General features: G+C 68.1%; 13 protein-coding genes. 9 read left to right on the top strand and 4 right to left on the bottom strand.

Annotation, left to right across the window (positions count from 1 at the left end):
• Positions 1–293: 293 nt before the first annotated feature.
• Positions 294–521 carry a hypothetical protein gene (locus HWX25_RS04220; protein WP_175907313.1) on the top strand — a complete coding sequence of 76 codons (228 nt, stop codon included), beginning with the start codon at positions 294–296 and terminating at the stop codon, positions 519–521.
• 16 nt (positions 522–537) lie between these two features.
• On the opposite strand, the gene HWX25_RS04215 is transcribed toward HWX25_RS04220, so the two are convergent.
• A complete protein-coding gene (locus HWX25_RS04215) occupies positions 538–1,533 on the bottom strand; it encodes a LysR substrate-binding domain-containing protein (RefSeq protein ID WP_175907311.1) in 996 nt (331 codons plus the stop codon).
• A gap of 797 nt (positions 1,534–2,330) precedes the next feature.
• Here HWX25_RS04215 and HWX25_RS04210 point away from each other — a divergent pair.
• The 7 genes from HWX25_RS04210 to HWX25_RS04180 all read left to right on the top strand — a co-directional run bounded on the left by HWX25_RS04210 (position 2,331) and on the right by HWX25_RS04180 (position 13,581).
• On the top strand, positions 2,331–3,746 hold the full coding sequence (locus HWX25_RS04210; RefSeq protein ID WP_059450610.1) for a circularly permuted type 2 ATP-grasp protein: 1,416 nt from the start codon (positions 2,331–2,333) through the stop codon (positions 3,744–3,746).
• 64 nt (positions 3,747–3,810) lie between these two features.
• On the top strand, positions 3,811–4,752 hold the full coding sequence (locus HWX25_RS04205; protein ID WP_059818894.1) for an alpha-E domain-containing protein: 942 nt from the start codon (positions 3,811–3,813) through the stop codon (positions 4,750–4,752).
• 8 nt (positions 4,753–4,760) lie between these two features.
• Complete coding sequence (locus tag HWX25_RS04200) at positions 4,761–5,735, top strand: transglutaminase family protein (protein ID WP_175907309.1); 975 nt, start codon at positions 4,761–4,763, stop codon at positions 5,733–5,735.
• 93 nt (positions 5,736–5,828) lie between these two features.
• Complete coding sequence (locus HWX25_RS04195) at positions 5,829–9,257, top strand: transglutaminase family protein (protein ID WP_175907307.1); 3,429 nt, start codon at positions 5,829–5,831, stop codon at positions 9,255–9,257.
• Between the two features lie 212 nt (positions 9,258–9,469).
• Positions 9,470–12,076 carry a circularly permuted type 2 ATP-grasp protein gene (locus HWX25_RS04190; protein ID WP_175907335.1) on the top strand — a complete coding sequence of 869 codons (2,607 nt, stop codon included), beginning with the start codon at positions 9,470–9,472 and terminating at the stop codon, positions 12,074–12,076.
• A complete protein-coding gene (locus HWX25_RS04185; RefSeq protein WP_175907305.1) occupies positions 12,070–13,119 on the top strand; it encodes a transglutaminase family protein in 1,050 nt (349 codons plus the stop codon). Before HWX25_RS04190 ends, HWX25_RS04185 begins: the two co-directional genes overlap by 7 nt.
• Before the next feature lie 189 nt (positions 13,120–13,308).
• The gene (locus tag HWX25_RS04180; RefSeq protein WP_175907303.1) at positions 13,309–13,581 is read left to right on the top strand and encodes a hypothetical protein; all 273 of its coding nucleotides are present in this window, start codon (positions 13,309–13,311) and stop codon (positions 13,579–13,581) included.
• Positions 13,582–13,639: 58 nt separating this feature from the next.
• Here the strand turns inward: HWX25_RS04180 and pip are convergent, their stop codons facing one another.
• Together pip and HWX25_RS04170 are read right to left on the bottom strand one after the other, a co-directional pair.
• Positions 13,640–14,572: a prolyl aminopeptidase gene (gene pip / locus HWX25_RS04175; RefSeq protein ID WP_175907301.1), complete on the bottom strand. Its 933-nt coding sequence runs from the start codon at positions 14,570–14,572 to the stop codon at positions 13,640–13,642.
• Positions 14,573–14,724: 152 nt separating this feature from the next.
• Positions 14,725–14,892: a hypothetical protein gene (locus HWX25_RS04170; RefSeq protein ID WP_175907299.1), complete on the bottom strand. Its 168-nt coding sequence runs from the start codon at positions 14,890–14,892 to the stop codon at positions 14,725–14,727.
• A 35-nt stretch (positions 14,893–14,927) separates the two neighbouring features.
• Here HWX25_RS04170 and HWX25_RS04165 point away from each other — a divergent pair, with 35 nt between their 5' ends.
• The gene (locus HWX25_RS04165; protein WP_175907297.1) at positions 14,928–16,079 is read left to right on the top strand and encodes an acyltransferase; all 1,152 of its coding nucleotides are present in this window, start codon (positions 14,928–14,930) and stop codon (positions 16,077–16,079) included.
• Between the two features lie 252 nt (positions 16,080–16,331).
• Here HWX25_RS04165 and HWX25_RS04160 read toward each other — a convergent pair whose 3' ends face one another.
• Positions 16,332–16,889 carry a hypothetical protein gene (locus tag HWX25_RS04160; RefSeq protein WP_175907295.1) on the bottom strand — a complete coding sequence of 186 codons (558 nt, stop codon included), beginning with the start codon at positions 16,887–16,889 and terminating at the stop codon, positions 16,332–16,334.
• Between the last annotated feature and the right edge of the window lie 146 nt (positions 16,890–17,035).

Genomic DNA, 17,035 nt, shown 5'->3' with positions numbered 1-17,035 from the left:
AGCCCTCGTCACGCCAGAAATCGATTCGCATACGTTCTTCAGGTTGAAGTTGTTGGTACGTTCTCTTTGCCATTCGCGGACATTACCGGATGGCGAGAGTGTTGCACTTCAGATTTGAGGCCGCCACCATTTTGCAAATTTACGACGTAAGTGGTGCCGAACTTTGTGCCGAAAAATAACGACTGATAAAAGGAAGACTTGCCTCTGTCATCGGCGCATCACGATGAATCCTGAAGCACAGGTCAGCTAAATCGAAAGGGCTGGTATGACGTTTTTGGCGAGATTGTCGTTACATGAAAATCGAAACTTTTGATATGTTGTGTAACAGGGTATTTCCGTCATCCAAGTCGACAATTCATTCGGATTCGCAAACGTTTGGCAGTATCGGGGAATTGATCGAGCGTGCGGAACGCATATTGAACACGAAACGGGATCGAAAAATGCTTCGCGACGGCGAACATGAAATACCGGAGCGCCGTGCGGATTGCATCCGCGCGGCGCTCCGGCAAATCGGGCGATGAGGGGCGGTGGAGGGTGTTACCGGCTGCCGCCGGCGCTGCGGCGCGCGATGCGCACGGCCGGCTCGATCGACGGCTCGGCCGCACGCGTGCCGTCGGCCGCGACGCGCGGGCGGTTCATGATGTAGGTCCACAACTGTTCGGCCGCGAGCCCGCGCTTGCGGGCCGACCGGTACAGGCGAATCTCGAGCTCGGTGATCCAGTCCGCCGAACCCGCACGAACGAGCGAACCATCCGCGAGTTCTTTCGCCACGCAGCTTTCGGGCAGCCAGCCGATGCCGTGCCCGGCCACGACCATTCCTTTCAACGCCTCGGACATGTGCGTCTCGAAGCACCGATGCAGCGCATACGATTCGGACGCATTCAGCAGCAGCATCTCGACGACGTTCCCGAGGAACGCGCCCGACGAATACGCGAGGAGCGGCAGCGGCGCGTCCGGCGTGCCGGGCAGTTCGAATAGCGGCTTGCCGCGCGCGTCGGGCGTCGACACCGGCAGGATCCGCTCGACGCCGAGCGTGACGAACGGGAAGTGGTTCGGATCGAGCACGATCGGCAGTTGCGGATGGTGATAGCCGAGCAGCAGATCGCATTCACCTTCGACGAGTTGCTGCACGCCTTCGGGCACGTTCACCGCGTTCACGCGCGCGGTCACGTGGCCGACTTCGCCGTTCAACTGCTTGAGCCATTCGGGGAACAGCGTGAACACGAGCGTATGCGCGACCGCGAAGCGCACGACCTGGTCGCTTGCCGCGAACTGGTCGTAGCCGTTCACGAGGTTGCGTGCCGCATACATGCTGCGCAGGATGTCCGCGGCCAGCCCGCGGAACATCTGCCCGGCCGGCGTCAGCGCGATCGGGTTGATGCTGCGGTCGACCAGCTTCGCGTCCATCCATGTTTCGAGCGCGGCGATTCGTCTGCTGAATGCCGACTGCGTGAGGTGCCGATGACGCGCGGCCCGGGAAAAACTCTTGGTATCCGCAAGGCTCAGGAAATCTTCCAGCCACTTTGCTTCCATGTTGATCTTCGCTTTTTATAGTCGGCGCCGGAAGGCCGCGGCGCCGTTTCACTGAACCGGTTTGGTAGCGTACCGCGCCTCGCGCATCGGAGCCGATGTTTTTTTTCGATCGGTGTTAGTCGAAATATGCATGGGCGTTGTCGGCGGGATTACGGCTACATACGGTTGAGGTGCCGGACCCGGCTAACCGGTTAGTTCACCGCGTCGAACTGCCCGACTTGCCGCAGACGGTACTTCCCCCCAGGGCCGGCCGCGCACCTGCGCGCGCCGGCTCGCCTTTCCGCTATTCCGCCCGGGCAACCGAAGGATGTGGCGCAATCCCCGTCGCGGTGCAGGGCGGGCCGCCGCAATGGCTCGCCGATGCCGCGTCGCGGTTCGCTGCGATGCGGCAAGATTGGGCGGGAAGGTGGCGGGGCGCGGGCGATCGCACGGCGACGGGGGAAGCCGCGCCGACGCAGGCGCGGCACCGCTGCCGGCCGGCAGCGCGGAGAGTCGCGGCGGCCCGCCGCCAGGGGAAGGATTGGTGCAGTGCAGATTGCACAGTCGTGACACGCGGGGGAACTATGTTCGACAGGCGCGGTGCAGCAGAGGCCGTGCGCGGGCACGGCGCGCCTCCGGCGCGTCCCGCGTCGTGCGCATCGCACCATCGTGGTGCGGCGTGCCGCGGGGGCGTGCCGGCCGTGCGACAAAAAGGGGGAACCTGAGGGAATATCGCAAGGCACGTTCCTTGCAAGGCAGTCAGTACGCCGGTCCGGCATGCGCAATGCCGGGGAAAACGATCGATGGAGAAAAGATCGATGAAGCCATTCGATGAAATGCTGCAATCCGGCGACATGGTGAGGGCGCCTTACGCGCGCCTCAAGCAGTGGCTCGACACGCAGAACCCCGCGAGCCTCGCCCAGAAGGCCCACGACGCGGAAGGCGTGTTCCGCAGGACGGGCATCACGTTCGCCGTATACGGCGACGCGCAGGCCGCCGAGCGGCTGATTCCGTTCGATATCGTGCCGCGGATCATCTCGGGCGCGGAATGGAGCCGGCTGTCGCTCGGCATCGAGCAGCGCGTGATGGCGCTCAACGCGTTCCTCGACGACATCTACCACCGCCAGGAGATCGTGCGCGCCGGCATCGTGCCGAAGCATCTGATCGCGCACAACGAGGCGTTCATCCCGGAGATGATCGATTTCCGGCCGCCCGGGAACGTTTACACGCACATCATCGGCGTCGACATCGTGCGCACCGGCGAGAACGAGTTCTACGTGCTGGAGGACAACGCGCGCACGCCGTCGGGCGTGTCGTACATGCTGGAAAACCGCGAGACGATGATGCAGCTCTTCCCCGAGCTGTTCCAGCAGGTCAAGGTGCGCCCGGTCGAGACCTATCCGCAGATGCTGCGGCAGTCGCTCGCGGCCGTATGCCCGCCGGGCGGCAACGCCGACAACCCGACCATCGCCGTGCTCACGCCCGGCATCCACAATTCCGCGTACTACGAACATTCGTTCCTCGCCGACCAGATGGGCGTGCACCTCGTCGAGGGCAGCGACCTGCAGGTGGTCGACGGCCGCGTCGCGATGCGCACCACCGAAGGCTTCCGGCCGATCGACGTGCTGTACCGCCGCGTCGACGACGCGTTCCTCGATCCGCTCACGTTCCGGCCCGATTCGGTGCTCGGCGTGGCCGGGATCATGGACGTCTACCGCGCCGGCAACATCACGATCGCGAACGCGCCCGGCACCGGCATCGCCGACGACAAGGCGATCTACTCGTACATGCCGGAGATCGTCGAGTTCTACACGGGCCGCAAGGCGCTGCTGGAGAACGTGCCGACCTGGCGCTGCGGCGAGGCCGACAGCCTGAAATACGTGCTCGACCATCTCGACGAACTGGTCGTGAAGGAAGTGCACGGCTCCGGCGGCTACGGGATGCTGGTCGGTCCGTGCGCATCGAAGGCCGAACTCGAGGCGTTCGCCGCGAAGCTGCGCGCGCGCCCCGCGAACTACATCGCGCAACCCACGCTGGCGTTGTCCACGACGCCGATCCTGACCGAAGCCGGCCTCGCGCCGCGCCACGTCGACCTGCGGCCGTTCGTGCTGGTGTCGGACCGGATCCGCATCACGCCGGGCGGGCTCACGCGCGTCGCGCTGCAGGAGGGATCGCTCGTCGTCAACTCGAGCCAGGGCGGCGGCACCAAGGACACCTGGGTGCTGGCCGACTGAGCCGGGCACGACCGCGCGCGCCGCAGCCGGCGCGCGAACCGAACGAAGACGGAGTGGACACGAGATGCTTCTGGGACGAACTGCGAGCGGTCTCTACTGGATGTACCGCTATATCGAGCGCGCGGAGAACATCGCGCGCATCGTGGATGCCGGGCTGCGGATGGCGCTCACGCGCACGTCCGACGCGCCGGCCGAATGGTCGTCGGTGCTGGTCAGCTCGGGCGCGGACGAAGGCTATCGTCAGAAGTACGACGCATATGCCGCCGATACCGTGACCGACTATCTGCTGCGCGATCGCGACAACCCGTCGAGCGTGCTGTCGTGCATCGAGAACGCGCGCTCGAACGCGCGGATGGTGCGCACGGCGCTCACCCGCGAGGCGTGGGAGAGTGTAAACGGCGCATGGCTCGCGCTGCGTCACGCGCTCGCGCAGCCGGTGCCGGAGAGCGGGCTGCCGGCGGTGCTCGACGAAGTGAAGCGTGAAACCGCGCTGATCCTCGGCAGCTTCTACAGCACGATGCTGCGCAACGAGATCTTCGATTTCGCGCAGATCGGTGCGTTCGTCGAGCGCGCCGACAATACCGCGCGCATCATTGACGTGAAATACCACCTGCTGCTGCCGTCGGTGTCGCACGTCGGCACGATCCTCGACAACTACCAGTGGGAGACGATCCTGCGCTGCGTGGCCGCACACCGCTCGTATCGCTGGGTGTACGACGTGCAGTACAAGCCGATGAACATCGCCGATTACCTGATCCTGAACGGCCGCATGCCGCGTTCGCTGCGCTATTGCTACGGGCGCGTGGTGTCGAGCCTGAACATGCTCGCGAAGGATTACGGCGTGACACACCCGTGTCACGACACGGCCACGAAGATTCTGCAGATGCTGTCCGACACCTCGGTCGAGCGCATCTTCAAGAGCGGCCTGCACGAGTTCCTGACCGACTTCATCGGCCGCAACAACAGCCTCGGGATCGATATCGCCCAGGCCTACAACTTCGACTGAGACTTGCCATGCGACTCGCCATCCGACACATTTCGCGTTATCAGTTCGACGATCAAGCCACCTACGCGTTGCAACGGCTGCGGCTGCGCCCGCAATCGGGGCCCGGGCAGACGGTGCGCGCGTGGCAGGTCACGATCGAAGGCGTCGAGCCGGCGCTGTCCTACACGGACGGGCTCGGCAACCGGATCGACCTCGTGCGCCACGACCGCGGCGCGAAGAACGAGATCGTCGTGGTCGCGGCCGGCGTCGTCGAGACGCAGGACCGCGCCGGCATTCTCGGCAACTCCGAGGGCTATGCGCCGCCGTGGATCTTCGAGCGCGAGACCGCGCTCACGAAGGCCGGCGACACCGTGCGCGAACTCACGCAGGCGCTGCCGATCGAGCCGCACAGCCTCGACGCGCTGCACTGGCTGATGACGGAAGTGCATGGCCGCATCGCGTACGCGCCGAACCTGGCCGACGCGCCGGTCGATGCCGAAACCGCGCTGCAAAGCGGCGAGGGCACGAGCCGCGACCATGCGCATGCGTTCATCGCGGCCGCGCGCGCGCTGAAGGTGCCCGCGCGCTATATCTCCGGCTACGTGCTCGCCGACAGCGCGATGCAGCGCATCGCCGACGCGAAGCAGAGCGCGGCGGACGACGAGGAAGAGGAGGCGCTCGCGCTGCAGAGCGGCGACGGCATGCAGCAGGCGCTCGGCGCATCGCACGCGGCGCAGTCGCAGGGCTTGCCGCAGGCGGCGCTCGGCGCGCAGCCGCAGGCCGCCGCGCTGATGCAGCAGCCGGCCGGTCATGCGTGGGCGGAGGCCTACGTCGAAGGGCTCGGCTGGGTCGGCTTCGATCCGTTCATGAACCGCTGCCCGGACGAGCGCTACGTGCGCATCGCCGTCGGCCTCGACGCTCGCGACGCGCAGCCGGTGACGGGACTCGGCGCGAGCATCGTCGGCATCGAGATCAGCGTCGTGCAGTCGCCGGAACTGGTCTGACGCACCCCTTCGCCGAATCCGCCGTGCCGTGCCGCCGCAGCGACGGCGACGCGGCGCGCGCGGCCGGCCCAACCCGAACCGAGCGGCTCTCCCATGCCCATCCACGTCGCGCTGCATCACACCACCCGCTACCGCTACGACCGGCCCGTCAACCTCGGCCCGCAGATCGTGCGGCTGCGGCCCGCGCCGCACTGCCGGACGCCGATCGTCGCGTATTCGATGACGGTCGAGCCCGCGCAGCACTTCATCAACTGGCAGCAGGACCCGTTCTCGAACTATCTCGCGCGGCTCGTGTTTCCGGAACGCACCGAACACTTCGAGATCACGATCGACCTGGTTGCCGAGATGTCGGTGTACAACCCGTTCGACTTCTTTCTGGAAGCGAGCGCGGAGCAATATCCGTTCAACTATGACGATGCGCTGAAGACGGAACTCGCGCCGTACCTCGCGTGCGATCCGCAGACGAGCGCGGCGCCGCTGTTCCGCGCGTATCTCGACGGCGTCGACCGCACGCCGGCCGGCACCGTGAACTTCCTCGTCGCGCTGAACCAGCAGCTGCAGCACGACATCGGCTATCTCGTGCGGATGGAGCCGGGCGTGCAGACGCCCGAGCAGACGCTCGAGCTCGCGTCCGGGTCGTGCCGCGACAGCGCATGGCTGCTCGTGCAGCTGTGCCGGCACCTCGGCATCGCCGCGCGCTTCGTGTCCGGCTACCTGATCCAGCTCACGCCGGACGTGAAGGCGCTCGACGGCCCGAGCGGCACGTCGGTCGACTTCACCGACCTGCACGCGTGGTGCGAAGTCTATCTGCCGGGCGCGGGCTGGATCGGCTTCGATCCGACCTCGGGCCTGCTTGCCGGCGAAGGGCATATCCCGCTCGCGTGCACGCCGCAGCCGACCAGCGCCGCGCCGGTCGAAGGGCTGATCGACGAATGCGAAGTCGCGTTCGAACACGAGATGGCGGTGACGCGCGTGTACGAATCGCCGCGCGTGACGAAGCCGTATACCGAGTCGCAGTGGGACGCCGTGCGCACGCTCGGCGCGCAGGTCGACGGCGCGCTGACGGCCGGCGACGTGCGGCTCACCCAGGGCGGCGAGCCGACCTTCGTGTCGATCGACGATCGCGACGGCGCCGAGTGGAACACCGATGCGCTCGGCCCGACCAAGCGCGGCTACGCGACCGAACTCGTGCAGCGGCTGCGCGCCGAATACGGCGAAGGCGGCTTCCTGCATTTCGGGCAGGGCAAGTGGTATCCGGGCGAACAGTTGCCGCGCTGGGCGCTGTCGATCTTCTGGCGCGCCGACGGCCAGCCCGTGTGGCACGATCCGTCGTTGTTCGCCGACGAGCGCGAGCCGTCCGCGTGCACGACCGACGACGCGAAGCGCTTCATCGACGCACTGGCCGCGCGCCTCGGCCTGACCGACGAATTCGTGCGGCCCGGCTACGAGGACGTCTGGTACTACCTGTGGCGCGAGCGCCGGCTGCCCGTCAACGTCGATCCGTTCGATTCGCGCCTCGACGACGAGCTCGAACGCGCGCGGTTGCGCAAGGTGTTCGACCAGCAGCTCGACAGCGTGGTCGGCTACGTGCTGCCGATCAAGCGCGCGGACGATGTGCCGGGTCGGCCGGGTCTCGACGGCCCGCGCTGGCAGACGGGCCCGTGGTTCTTCCGCGACGAGCGGATGTATCTCGTGCCCGGCGATTCGCCGATGGGCTATCGGCTGCCGCTCGATTCGCTGCCGTGGGTCGCCGGCGCCGACTATCCGTACCTGGTCGAACGCGATCCGTTCGCGCCGCGCGACGCGCTGCCGGACGCGGCCGCGTTCCGTGCGCGTCACGCGGGCACGGCCGACGCGCCGCGCTATCTGGCCGGCGCGCATCGCGAAGCACCCGTGCAAACGGTCATGCAGTGGCGCGGCGACGGCACGGCCGCCGGCGGACGGCACGCGCATGGCACGGCGGACGCCCAGCGCCGCCCCGAGCGCTTCGAATCGGCCGCGTGGATCACGCGTACCGCACTGTGCGCCGAAGTGCGCAACGGCATCCTGTATCTGTTCATGCCGCCGCTCGCCGCGCTCGAAGATTATCTCGACCTGCTCGCCGCGATCGAGCTGACCGCGCACGCGCTCGACGTGAAGCTCGTGCTCGAGGGCTATCCGCCGCCGCGCGACGCACGGCTCAAGCTGCTGCAGGTCACGCCCGATCCCGGCGTGATCGAGGTGAACATCCATCCGGCGAAGAGCTTCGACGAACTCGTCGGCCAGACCGAATTCCTGTACGACGCTGCGTGGCAGTCGCGCCTGTCCAGCGAGAAGTTCATGGTCGACGGCCGGCACGTCGGCACGGGCGGCGGCAACCACTTCGTGCTCGGCGGCGCGACGCCGGCCGACAGCCCGTTCCTGCGCCGCCCGGACCTGCTCGCGAGCCTGATCGCGTACTGGCACAACCATCCGTCGCTGTCGTACCTGTTCTCGGGGCTGTTCATCGGTCCGACGAGCCAGGCGCCGCGCGTCGACGAGGCGCGCAACGACCAGGTCTACGAGCTCGACATCGCATTCGCGGAAATCCAGCGCAACAAGCTGCTGTACGGGCAGGACATGCCGCCGTGGCTCGTCGACCGCGTGCTGCGCAACCTGCTGATCGACGTGACCGGCAACACGCACCGCAGCGAATTCTGCATCGACAAGCTGTATTCGCCCGATTCGTCGACCGGGCGGCTCGGCCTGCTCGAACTGCGCGCGTTCGAGATGCCGCCGCATGCGCGGATGAGCATCGTGCAGCAACTGCTGCTGCGCGCGCTGGTCGCGCGTTTCTGGGCCGCGCCGTACACGACGCCGCTCACGCGCTGGGGCACCGCGCTGCACGATCGCTTCATGCTGCCCGCGTTCCTGAAGATGGATTTCGACGACGTGCTGGCCGAGCTGCGCGACGCCGGTTTCGCGTTCGATGCGGCGTGGTTCGCGCCGCACTTCGAATTCCGCTTCCCGCTGTTCGGCCAGATCGCGGTGAACGGGATGCAGCTGTCGCTGCGCGGCGCGCTGGAGCCGTGGCACGTGATGGGCGAGGAGGGCGCGACCGGCGGCACGGTGCGCTACGTCGATTCGTCGGTCGAACGGCTCGAAGTGCGCGTGACCGGGCTGAACGACAACCGGCACGTCGTGACCGTCAACGGCCGCGCGCTGCCGCTGCAGCCGACCGGCACCGTCGGCGAATACGTCGCGGGCGTGCGCTACAAGGCATGGGCGCCGCCGTCGGCGCTGCATCCGACCATCGGCGTGCATGCGCCGCTCACGTTCGACATCGTCGATACGTGGCTGCAACGCTCGCTCGGCGGCTGCCGGTATCACGTCGCGCATCCGGGCGGGCGCAACTACGCGACGTTCCCGGTCAACGCGTACGAGGCCGAGAGCCGCCGGCTCGCGCGCTTCGTCGCGATGGGGCACACGCCGGGGCGGATGGACGTGTCGGCCGCCGCGCCGAGCCGCGAATTCCCGTTCACGCTCGACCTGCGACGGCCTTGATCCTCGGATGAAAGCACGGACGACGATGCGCGGTTCGCGACCTCCCGGCGCGCCGGCCGGAGTGCTAGGATGCGGGCAGAACGCGGCCGCCCGCCGCGTCCGCCGTGCCCGGCCGCCGGTGCGGCGGCGCGCGGGTGCGCTCGCCCCCTGACGACGGAACGATATCGACCGTGCCGCCCATTCACCCCGACGATCTCGCCGACGCCGACGCGATGCCTACGCTCTTCGATACCGGCGCGCAGCCGGATGCCGCGGAACTGGCCGCCGCGCTCGCGGCGCCGGCCGCGGCCGGCCGCTACGACGAACTGCGCGGCAGCGCCGCCGGCCTCACCGCGCCGCTGCTCGCGCCTGCATGGCGCAGCTTCTTCACGTCGATCGGCAGCGACGGCGTGGCCGACCTCGACCGCCGCGCCGATGCGCTGCAGCGCCGCATGCGCGAGAACGGCCTGTTCTATCAGCTCCACGAACAACGCGCGGGCGACGGCGCGGCCGGCCCGTGGTCGCTCGACCTGCTGCCGCTGATCGTCACGCCCGAGGACTGGGTCGCGATCGAGCGCGGCGTGCTGCAACGCGTGCGGCTGCTCAACGCGACGATGGCCGACCTGTACGGGCCGCAGACGATCCTGCAGCGCGGGCTGCTGCCGCCCGCGCTCGTGACCGGGCATCCGGGCTACCTGCGCGCGATGCGCGGCGCACGCGTGCCGGGCGATACGTGGCTGCACGTCGTCGCGTTCGACCTCGCGCGCGGCCCCGACGGGCAATGGCGGATCGTCGCGCAGCACACGCAGGGGCCGTCCGGGCTCGGCTATCTGCTCGAGAACCGGCTGATCGTGTCGCGGCTCTTTCCGCGTGGCTTCCGCGGGCTGCGCGTGCAGCGGCTCGCGTCCGCGTACCGGTCGCTGCTGCAGAGCATGCAGGCGCTCAGCCCGGCCGCCAGGAATTCGCGGATCGTGCTGTTGACGCCGGGGCCGCACAGCGCCACGTATTTCGAGCACGCGTATCTCGCGCGCTATCTCGGCCTCACGCTCGTCGAGGGCGGCGACCTGACCGCGCGTGACAACCGTGTATTCCTGAAGACTTTGCGCGGGCTCGAACCCGTGCACGGCATCCTGCGGCGCGTCGACGACGCCTGGCTCGATCCGCTCGAACTGCGGCCCGATTCGCTGCTCGGCGTGCCGGGGCTGCTGCAGGCCGTGCGCGCAGGCAACGTGCTGCTCGCGAATGCGCCCGGCTCCGGCTTCCTCGAATCGCCGGGCATGCTCGGTTTCATGCCGCGCCTCGCGGAAGGGCTGCTCGGCGAAACGCTGACGTTGCCCGCCGTGCATTCGTGGTGGTGCGGCGAGGCGGCGGCATGCGACGACGCGCTGCCGCAGCTCGCGCGCTGTATCGTGAAGCCGTCGTATCCGCCCGACGCGCAGGCCGGCGGCGCGTTCGACCCGGTGATCGGCGCGCGGCTCACGCCGGCGCAGTTGGCCGAATGGCGTGCGCGAATCCTGGCCCGGCCCGAGCATTACACGGTGCAGGCCGACCTGCCGCTGTCGCAGGCGCCGACCTGGCCGGGGCCCGACACGCCCGACGGCTCCGGCGGCGCGCGCATCGTGCCGAAGCCGCTGCTGCTGCGCGTGTTCGCGCTCGCCGATGGCGCGCAACGCTGGCGGCTCCTGCCGGGCGGGCTGTCGCGGGTCGGCACGCGCGATACGCTGTTCAACGCGCCGATGCCGCGCGGCGGCAGCACCGTCGATACGTGGGTGATGACCGAAGGCATCGTCGATTCGACGACGCTGCTGCAGACCCGTCTCGGCCCCGACGATCTGGTCGAGCGCCCGCGCGCGATCGCGAGCCGCGCGGCCGAGAACCTGTTCTGGCTCGGCCGCTACACCGAGCGCGCGACCAACCTGATGCGTCTCGCGCGCGCCGCGCTGGAGCGGCTGCGCGGCGAGGACGACGTCGACAGTCCCGCGCATCTGGAATTGATCGACACGCTGTGCCGCGACACCGGGCTGATCGCGCCCGACGCACCGAACGCCGTCGATGCGCCGCGCGCGTTCCAGCACGCGCTCGCGACGTCGCTGACGCGCGGCGCGGACCGTACGTCGGGCATCGCGTCGTGCCTGTTCGGGATGCGCGCGGCCGCCGCCGCGATCCGCGAGCGGCTGTCGAGCGATCAGTGGCGGCTGATCGACGACGCGACGCAACTGTTCGCCGACAGCGCCGATCATCCGGAAGCCGAGGAGCAGATCGGCAACGAGGCGTTGCAGCTGCTCGAGCGGCTGGGGCTGCTGCTCGGCGCGATCACCGGCGCGCAGACCGACAACATGACGCGCGACGACGGCTGGCGACTGCTGTCGATCGGCCGGCAGATCGACCGGCTGGACTTCCTGTGCAGCGTGCTGAAGTTCGCGTTCGACGATGGCGCCGTGCATCGGCAGGACGGCTTCGAACTCGTGCTGGAACTGTTCGACAGCACGATCACGTTCCGCTCGCGGTTCCAGCGCGGTTTCGACGTCGCGCCGCTGCTGTCGCTCGTGGTGCTCGACACCGACAACCCGCGCTCGCTCGGCTGGGTCGTGCAGGCGTTGCGCGGCCGGCTGACGAAGGTCGAGCGCAGCGAGGGCTATGCGCTGTCCGAACTGGCCGAGACGATTCCGGACGTGCCCGCGTGGTCGCTGCACGAGCTGTGCGAAACCGGCGACGACGGCCGGCACGACAAGCTGCTCGATGCGCTCGACACGACCGTGAAGGCCGTGTGGGAGTTGTCGAACCGGATCGGCGAGCGCTATTTCAGCCACGTGCGCGAGGCGGGCAGGACGCTATGGTGACGACGAAACACGCGGCGAAGACGCCGCCTGCGACCGGTTCCGGCAGCGCGAAGGAGGCGGCCGCGCCCGCCGCACCCGCAACGCCGGCGGCCGTCGCGGCCGGCCGCGTGCTGCGCGTCACGCACGACACCGAATACCGCTACGCCGCCCGCGTTGAATCCGCCCAGCACCAGGCGCGGCTGCAGCCGCTCGCGACACCTCGCCAGCAGGTGCTGTCGTTCGCGCTCGACATCGAGCCCGCGCCGGAAGCGGTCTGCACCGAGATCGACGCGTTCGGCAACGCGCGCGCATCGTTCGCGCTGAACCAGCCTCACGACGCGCTGCTCGTGCGCAGCCGCAGCACGGTGCGCGTGAGCCCGCCCGTGTGGTCGCAGGGCGCACGCGGCGCGCCGCCGCCCGCGATCGCGCATCCCGACGCCGAACATGCAACGGCATGGGAAGCCGTGCGCGACCGCTTGCGGTTTCGTGCCGGGCAGCCGTACGACGCGGCGAGCGAGTTCGTGTTCGCGTCGCCGCACGTCGCGTGCGATCCCGAACTGGCCGCGTATGCGGCCGCCAGCTTCACGCCGCGGCGGCCGCTCGTGCAGGCCGCGTGGGACCTGATGCGGCGGATTCACGCCGACTTCGCGTATACGCCGAACAGCACCGACATCACGACGACGGCGCTCGATGCGTTGCGATTGCGCAAGGGCGTCTGCCAGGATTTCGCGCACGTGATGATCGGCGCGCTGCGCTCGCTCGGGCTCGCCGCGCGCTACGTGAGCGGTTATCTGCTGACGCAGCCGCCGCCTGGACAGCCGCGGCTGATCGGCGCAGATGCGTCGCATGCATGGGTCGACGTCTACGACCCGGCGTGGCCCGAAGACGGCGGCTGGCTGCAGCTCGATCCGACCAACGACCGCGCGCCGGGCGACGACTACGTAATGCTGTCGATCGGCCGCGACTACGCGGACGTGACGCCGCTGCGCGGCGTGATCCGCGGCGGCGGCGCGGATCAGGAGCTGAAGGTCGGCGTGACGGTCGAGCCGCTCGATACGCCGTAAGTCACGCGGCATGGTCGCGCCGGCGCCGCGCGCGTCGACCGTTTAAGTCTTCGTTAATTCTGCCCGCCTAGCATGGTGATGCCGACGAACGGACCGGATCCGGGTCCGGCGCCGGCGGTACGCACGGGTGCGTCGACGTCACGGCGCCGCGCCGTCGCGCGTGGCCATTTCATTGCAACGGCGGCGGACATGATCAAGAACTTCGACTACCCGCTCGGTAACGAGACGATCGCGCTCTGCGCGAGCTTCGGCGCGGGCCCCGCATTCCGTCGCGTGCTCGTGAGCCGCGCGGATTCGATGGAGACGCTCGTGGTGCTCGACGCGCGCGGCCTGTCGGGCCTGCTGAAGGTCGCGACCGAGCAGCCCGAAGGATTGCTCGACGATGCGATCCGCAAGGTCGCCGACGAACAGCTCGTCGAGCGCGCGATCAGCGGCCGGACGATCGTCGAGGCCGCGCTTTGAGCGGGCGGCGCGTGCAGGCCGGCATGGACGGCTGCAACGCGCCGCCTGGCGTTGCGGCTTACGCGGCGAAGCGGTCCGTCGCGGCGAGCAGTGCCTTCAGGATGCCCGGTTCGTTGTACGCATGCCCGGCGTCCGGCACGATCTCGAACGTCACGTCGGGCCATGCCTTCGCGAGGTCCCACGCGGTGCGCGCGGGCGTCGCGATGTCGTAGCGGCCTTGCACGATCACACCCGGAATGCCGGCGAGGCGATGCGCGTCGCGCAGCAACTGGCCTTCGTCGACGAAACCGCGGTTCACGAAGTAGTGGTTTTCGATTCGCGCGAACGCGAGCGCGTAGTGGCCGTCCGCGAAGTGCGCCGCCAGCGCCGGATCGGGCAGCAGCGTGATCGTGCGGCCTTCCCAGATGCTCCATGCGCGCGCGGCTTCGAGCTTCGCGGCTTCGTCGTCGCCCGTCAGCCGGCGATGGTATGCGGCCATCAGGTCGCCGCGCTCGGCTTCCGGGATCGGCGCGAGGAATTCCTCCCACAGGTCCGGGAACAACCACGACGCGCCTTCCTGGTAGTACCACAGCAACTCCGCGCGGCGCATCGTGAAGATGCCGCGCACGACGAGCGCGCTCACGCGCCGCGGGTGCGTTTCCGCGTAGGCGAGGCCGAGCGCGCTGCCCCACGAGCCGCCGAACACGAGCCATTGTTCCGCGCCCACCATCTCGCGCAGCCGCTCGATGTCGGCCACCAGGTCCCAGGTCGTGTTGTTGTCGAGGCTCGCGTGCGGCGTCGAACGCCCGCAGCCGCGCTGGTCGAACAGCAGGATGTCGTAGCGCTCGGGATCGAACAGGCGGCGATGGTCGGGGCTGCAGCCCGCACCCGGGCCGCCGTGCAGGAACACCGCCGGCTTGCCGGACGGGTTGCCGCAGCGCTCCCAGTAGATGCGGTGGCCGTCGCCGGTGTCGAGGTGGCCATGGGCGTAGGGTTCGATCGGTGGGTACACGGGCAGGCTCCGGGTGAGGGTCGGCAGGAGGGCGGATGAGGCACGGGCCGGTGTGCGATCGGAATACCGCGGCGCCGGTATCGCGGATATTGCGGCGCCGCAAAATTCGTTGTGTCTGCATCGGACCGGCCGCCGCCGGACAAGGCTTGTCATTATGCCCATTCATTCCGCCCGTCGTGCGCCGGCCGGCATCGGGTGTGTGGCGCGGCCATTTCGGCCGACAGGCGCACCGAAATTTTTTGAAGCAATTTCGTTCCGATATTTTTCAGACAAAATCCCGGCGACATATCGGCGAGCCGGTCGCGGGCGCCGGCCTTCATACCGTTCCTCCACCGTGCCAACGGGAAACGAGCCGATGAACCATCGCGTCAAGCAGCTGACCGGGTTGCGCGCCGTCGCGGTCACGATGGTCGTCGTCGGCCATGCGGAGCACGTGCTGCCAGGCGGCTACACGGGCTGGTTCGCGCCGCTGCGGCTGATCGCCGACGGCCGGCTCGGCGTGCTGATCTTCTTCGTCCTCAGCGGCTTCCTGATCACCAACGTGCTGCGCGCGGAATTCGCGCGCACCGGCGGAATCGCGCTGACGTCGTTCTACGTGCGCCGCGCGTTGCGGATCTGGCCGGCCTGCTACGTGTATCTCGCGACCGTCGGCGTGCTCGCCATCGCAGGCTGGCTCGACGTCGATCGCCGGCAATGGCTGTATGCGGCGCTGCATCTGTGGAATTACTCGGCGTGGTTCGGGCTGACCGGCGACAACACGCTGCATCCGGCCGGCGCGTGGTATCTCGGCCATTTCTGGTCGCTCGCGCTCGAGGAGCAGTTCTACTGGTTCTGGCCGCTGCTGTTCGTGTACGGCGCCCGCCGTCGCGGCACGCGCTGGCTGGCCGCGCTGATCCTCATCGTGCCGCTGGTGCGCGCGCTCACGTATTTCGTCGCGCCGGCGCTGCGCGGGCAACTCGGGATGATGCTGCATACGGGCGTCGATCCGATCCTGATCGGCTGCTACGCGGCGCTCAACCGCGAACGGCTCGAAGCATGGATCCGCTCGTGGCGCGGCGAGACGCGCATCGTGACGGCGCTCGTCGTCGTTGTGCTGTTCGGGATGCCCGTTGCCGAGCATCGGCTCGGTGGCTTCTGGAACGCAACCTACGGCGTGACGCTCGAGGCCGCGTTGATCGCGATCGTGATCGTCGTGCTGAATTTCCGCAGCGAGTTCTGGTGCGCGCGGTGGCTGCGCGCCGCGCCGGTCGTGTTCGTCGGCACGATCTCGTTCAGCCTGTATCTGTGGCAGCAGCCGTTCGCGAATCCGGATCTGGCGGTTCCACACGCGTTCCCGCTCGGTATCGTGTGGGCGCTGCTGGCCGCGACGGCGAGCTATTTCCTCGTCGAGAAGCCGTTCCTGCGGTTGAAGGATCGCTACGCCGCGCGCGAGGCGCGACGCATGCGCGACGATGCGCTGCGGATGCCGGTGCCGACCGATGCGATCGGGCCGAAGGTGGTGGAGTAGGGCGTCGCGTGCTCGCCTGCCGCCTCACTTGAAACGCTTCAGGGCCTCGGACGAATGCGCGTCTTCGCTTCGCGCGTTGCCGGTGCCGGCGGCGAGCGCGAGCAGAGGCAAAAGGCGAAGGTGTGTCGTCATGGTCATGATCGAAAATGCTGCGCGGCTTTCCGGGGAGTGTGCTACCGGCCCGAAGCCCGCTTTCCGCGCAGTCCGATCGCACGTCGCTGTTCGGCGAAGGACGGACAGCGCGTGATGCGCCTATTGCTTCTGTTTCGCTGCGACAGGCGTGTCGCTCGTCTGTAGGCCGTGCCGCCGAAGGACGATGGAAACGACTGACCACATCTGATTGTTGACTTGCTGAGACAGCGCGGCCATATAGCGCGTCGTATCGCCATCCCGCATCGCGACCGTCCATCGTTGCATGACCGGATCCTGAAGCATGACGACGAGATGCCGGAGTTCATCGTCCGAGAATTTGGCATTCTTGATGAAACGCCTTGCCAGAAGCGCCTGTTCGCCGTATCCCGGCCTGATCTTGTTCGAGATGATTTCATCGACGTCGGCGCGCACGGATTGCCACGTATTGTCCGGAACGTTCGCATTGAATCGTTTGGACGCATCGATCAGATAACCTGCCATGGTCTTTTCCATGCTGGCAGGATCCCCGCGCTCGGTCAGCGCGACCGCCTGATCGATCAGGGCCTCGGTCGCGGCGTTGCTCTCTGTGGCGGCGTGAGCGGGCCCACCCGGAAGGACGAAGCACAGCGACGCCGTGATGACTCCTGCCCGGGCGAAGGCGACACGATTCCTGATCATGGGCTTCCAGTCGTTGATTGGGGGATTTCGCATCGCACCGTGCGTTGTTCGCCGAGTTGGGAAATTCGAGGATGCGCGATGGAGGTGCGATAGCGTGCAGATTCTACACACGATGTCCCATTCGACCGAACCCGAACGACCCGTAT

It is taken from the genome of Burkholderia sp. BCC1640 (assembly GCF_902833125.1).
In the GTDB taxonomy this organism is placed as follows: domain Bacteria; phylum Pseudomonadota; class Gammaproteobacteria; order Burkholderiales; family Burkholderiaceae; genus Burkholderia; species Burkholderia diffusa.
The sequence above is the reverse complement of the archived record's forward strand: the minus strand, read 5'-3'. Positions and strand labels throughout refer to the sequence as shown.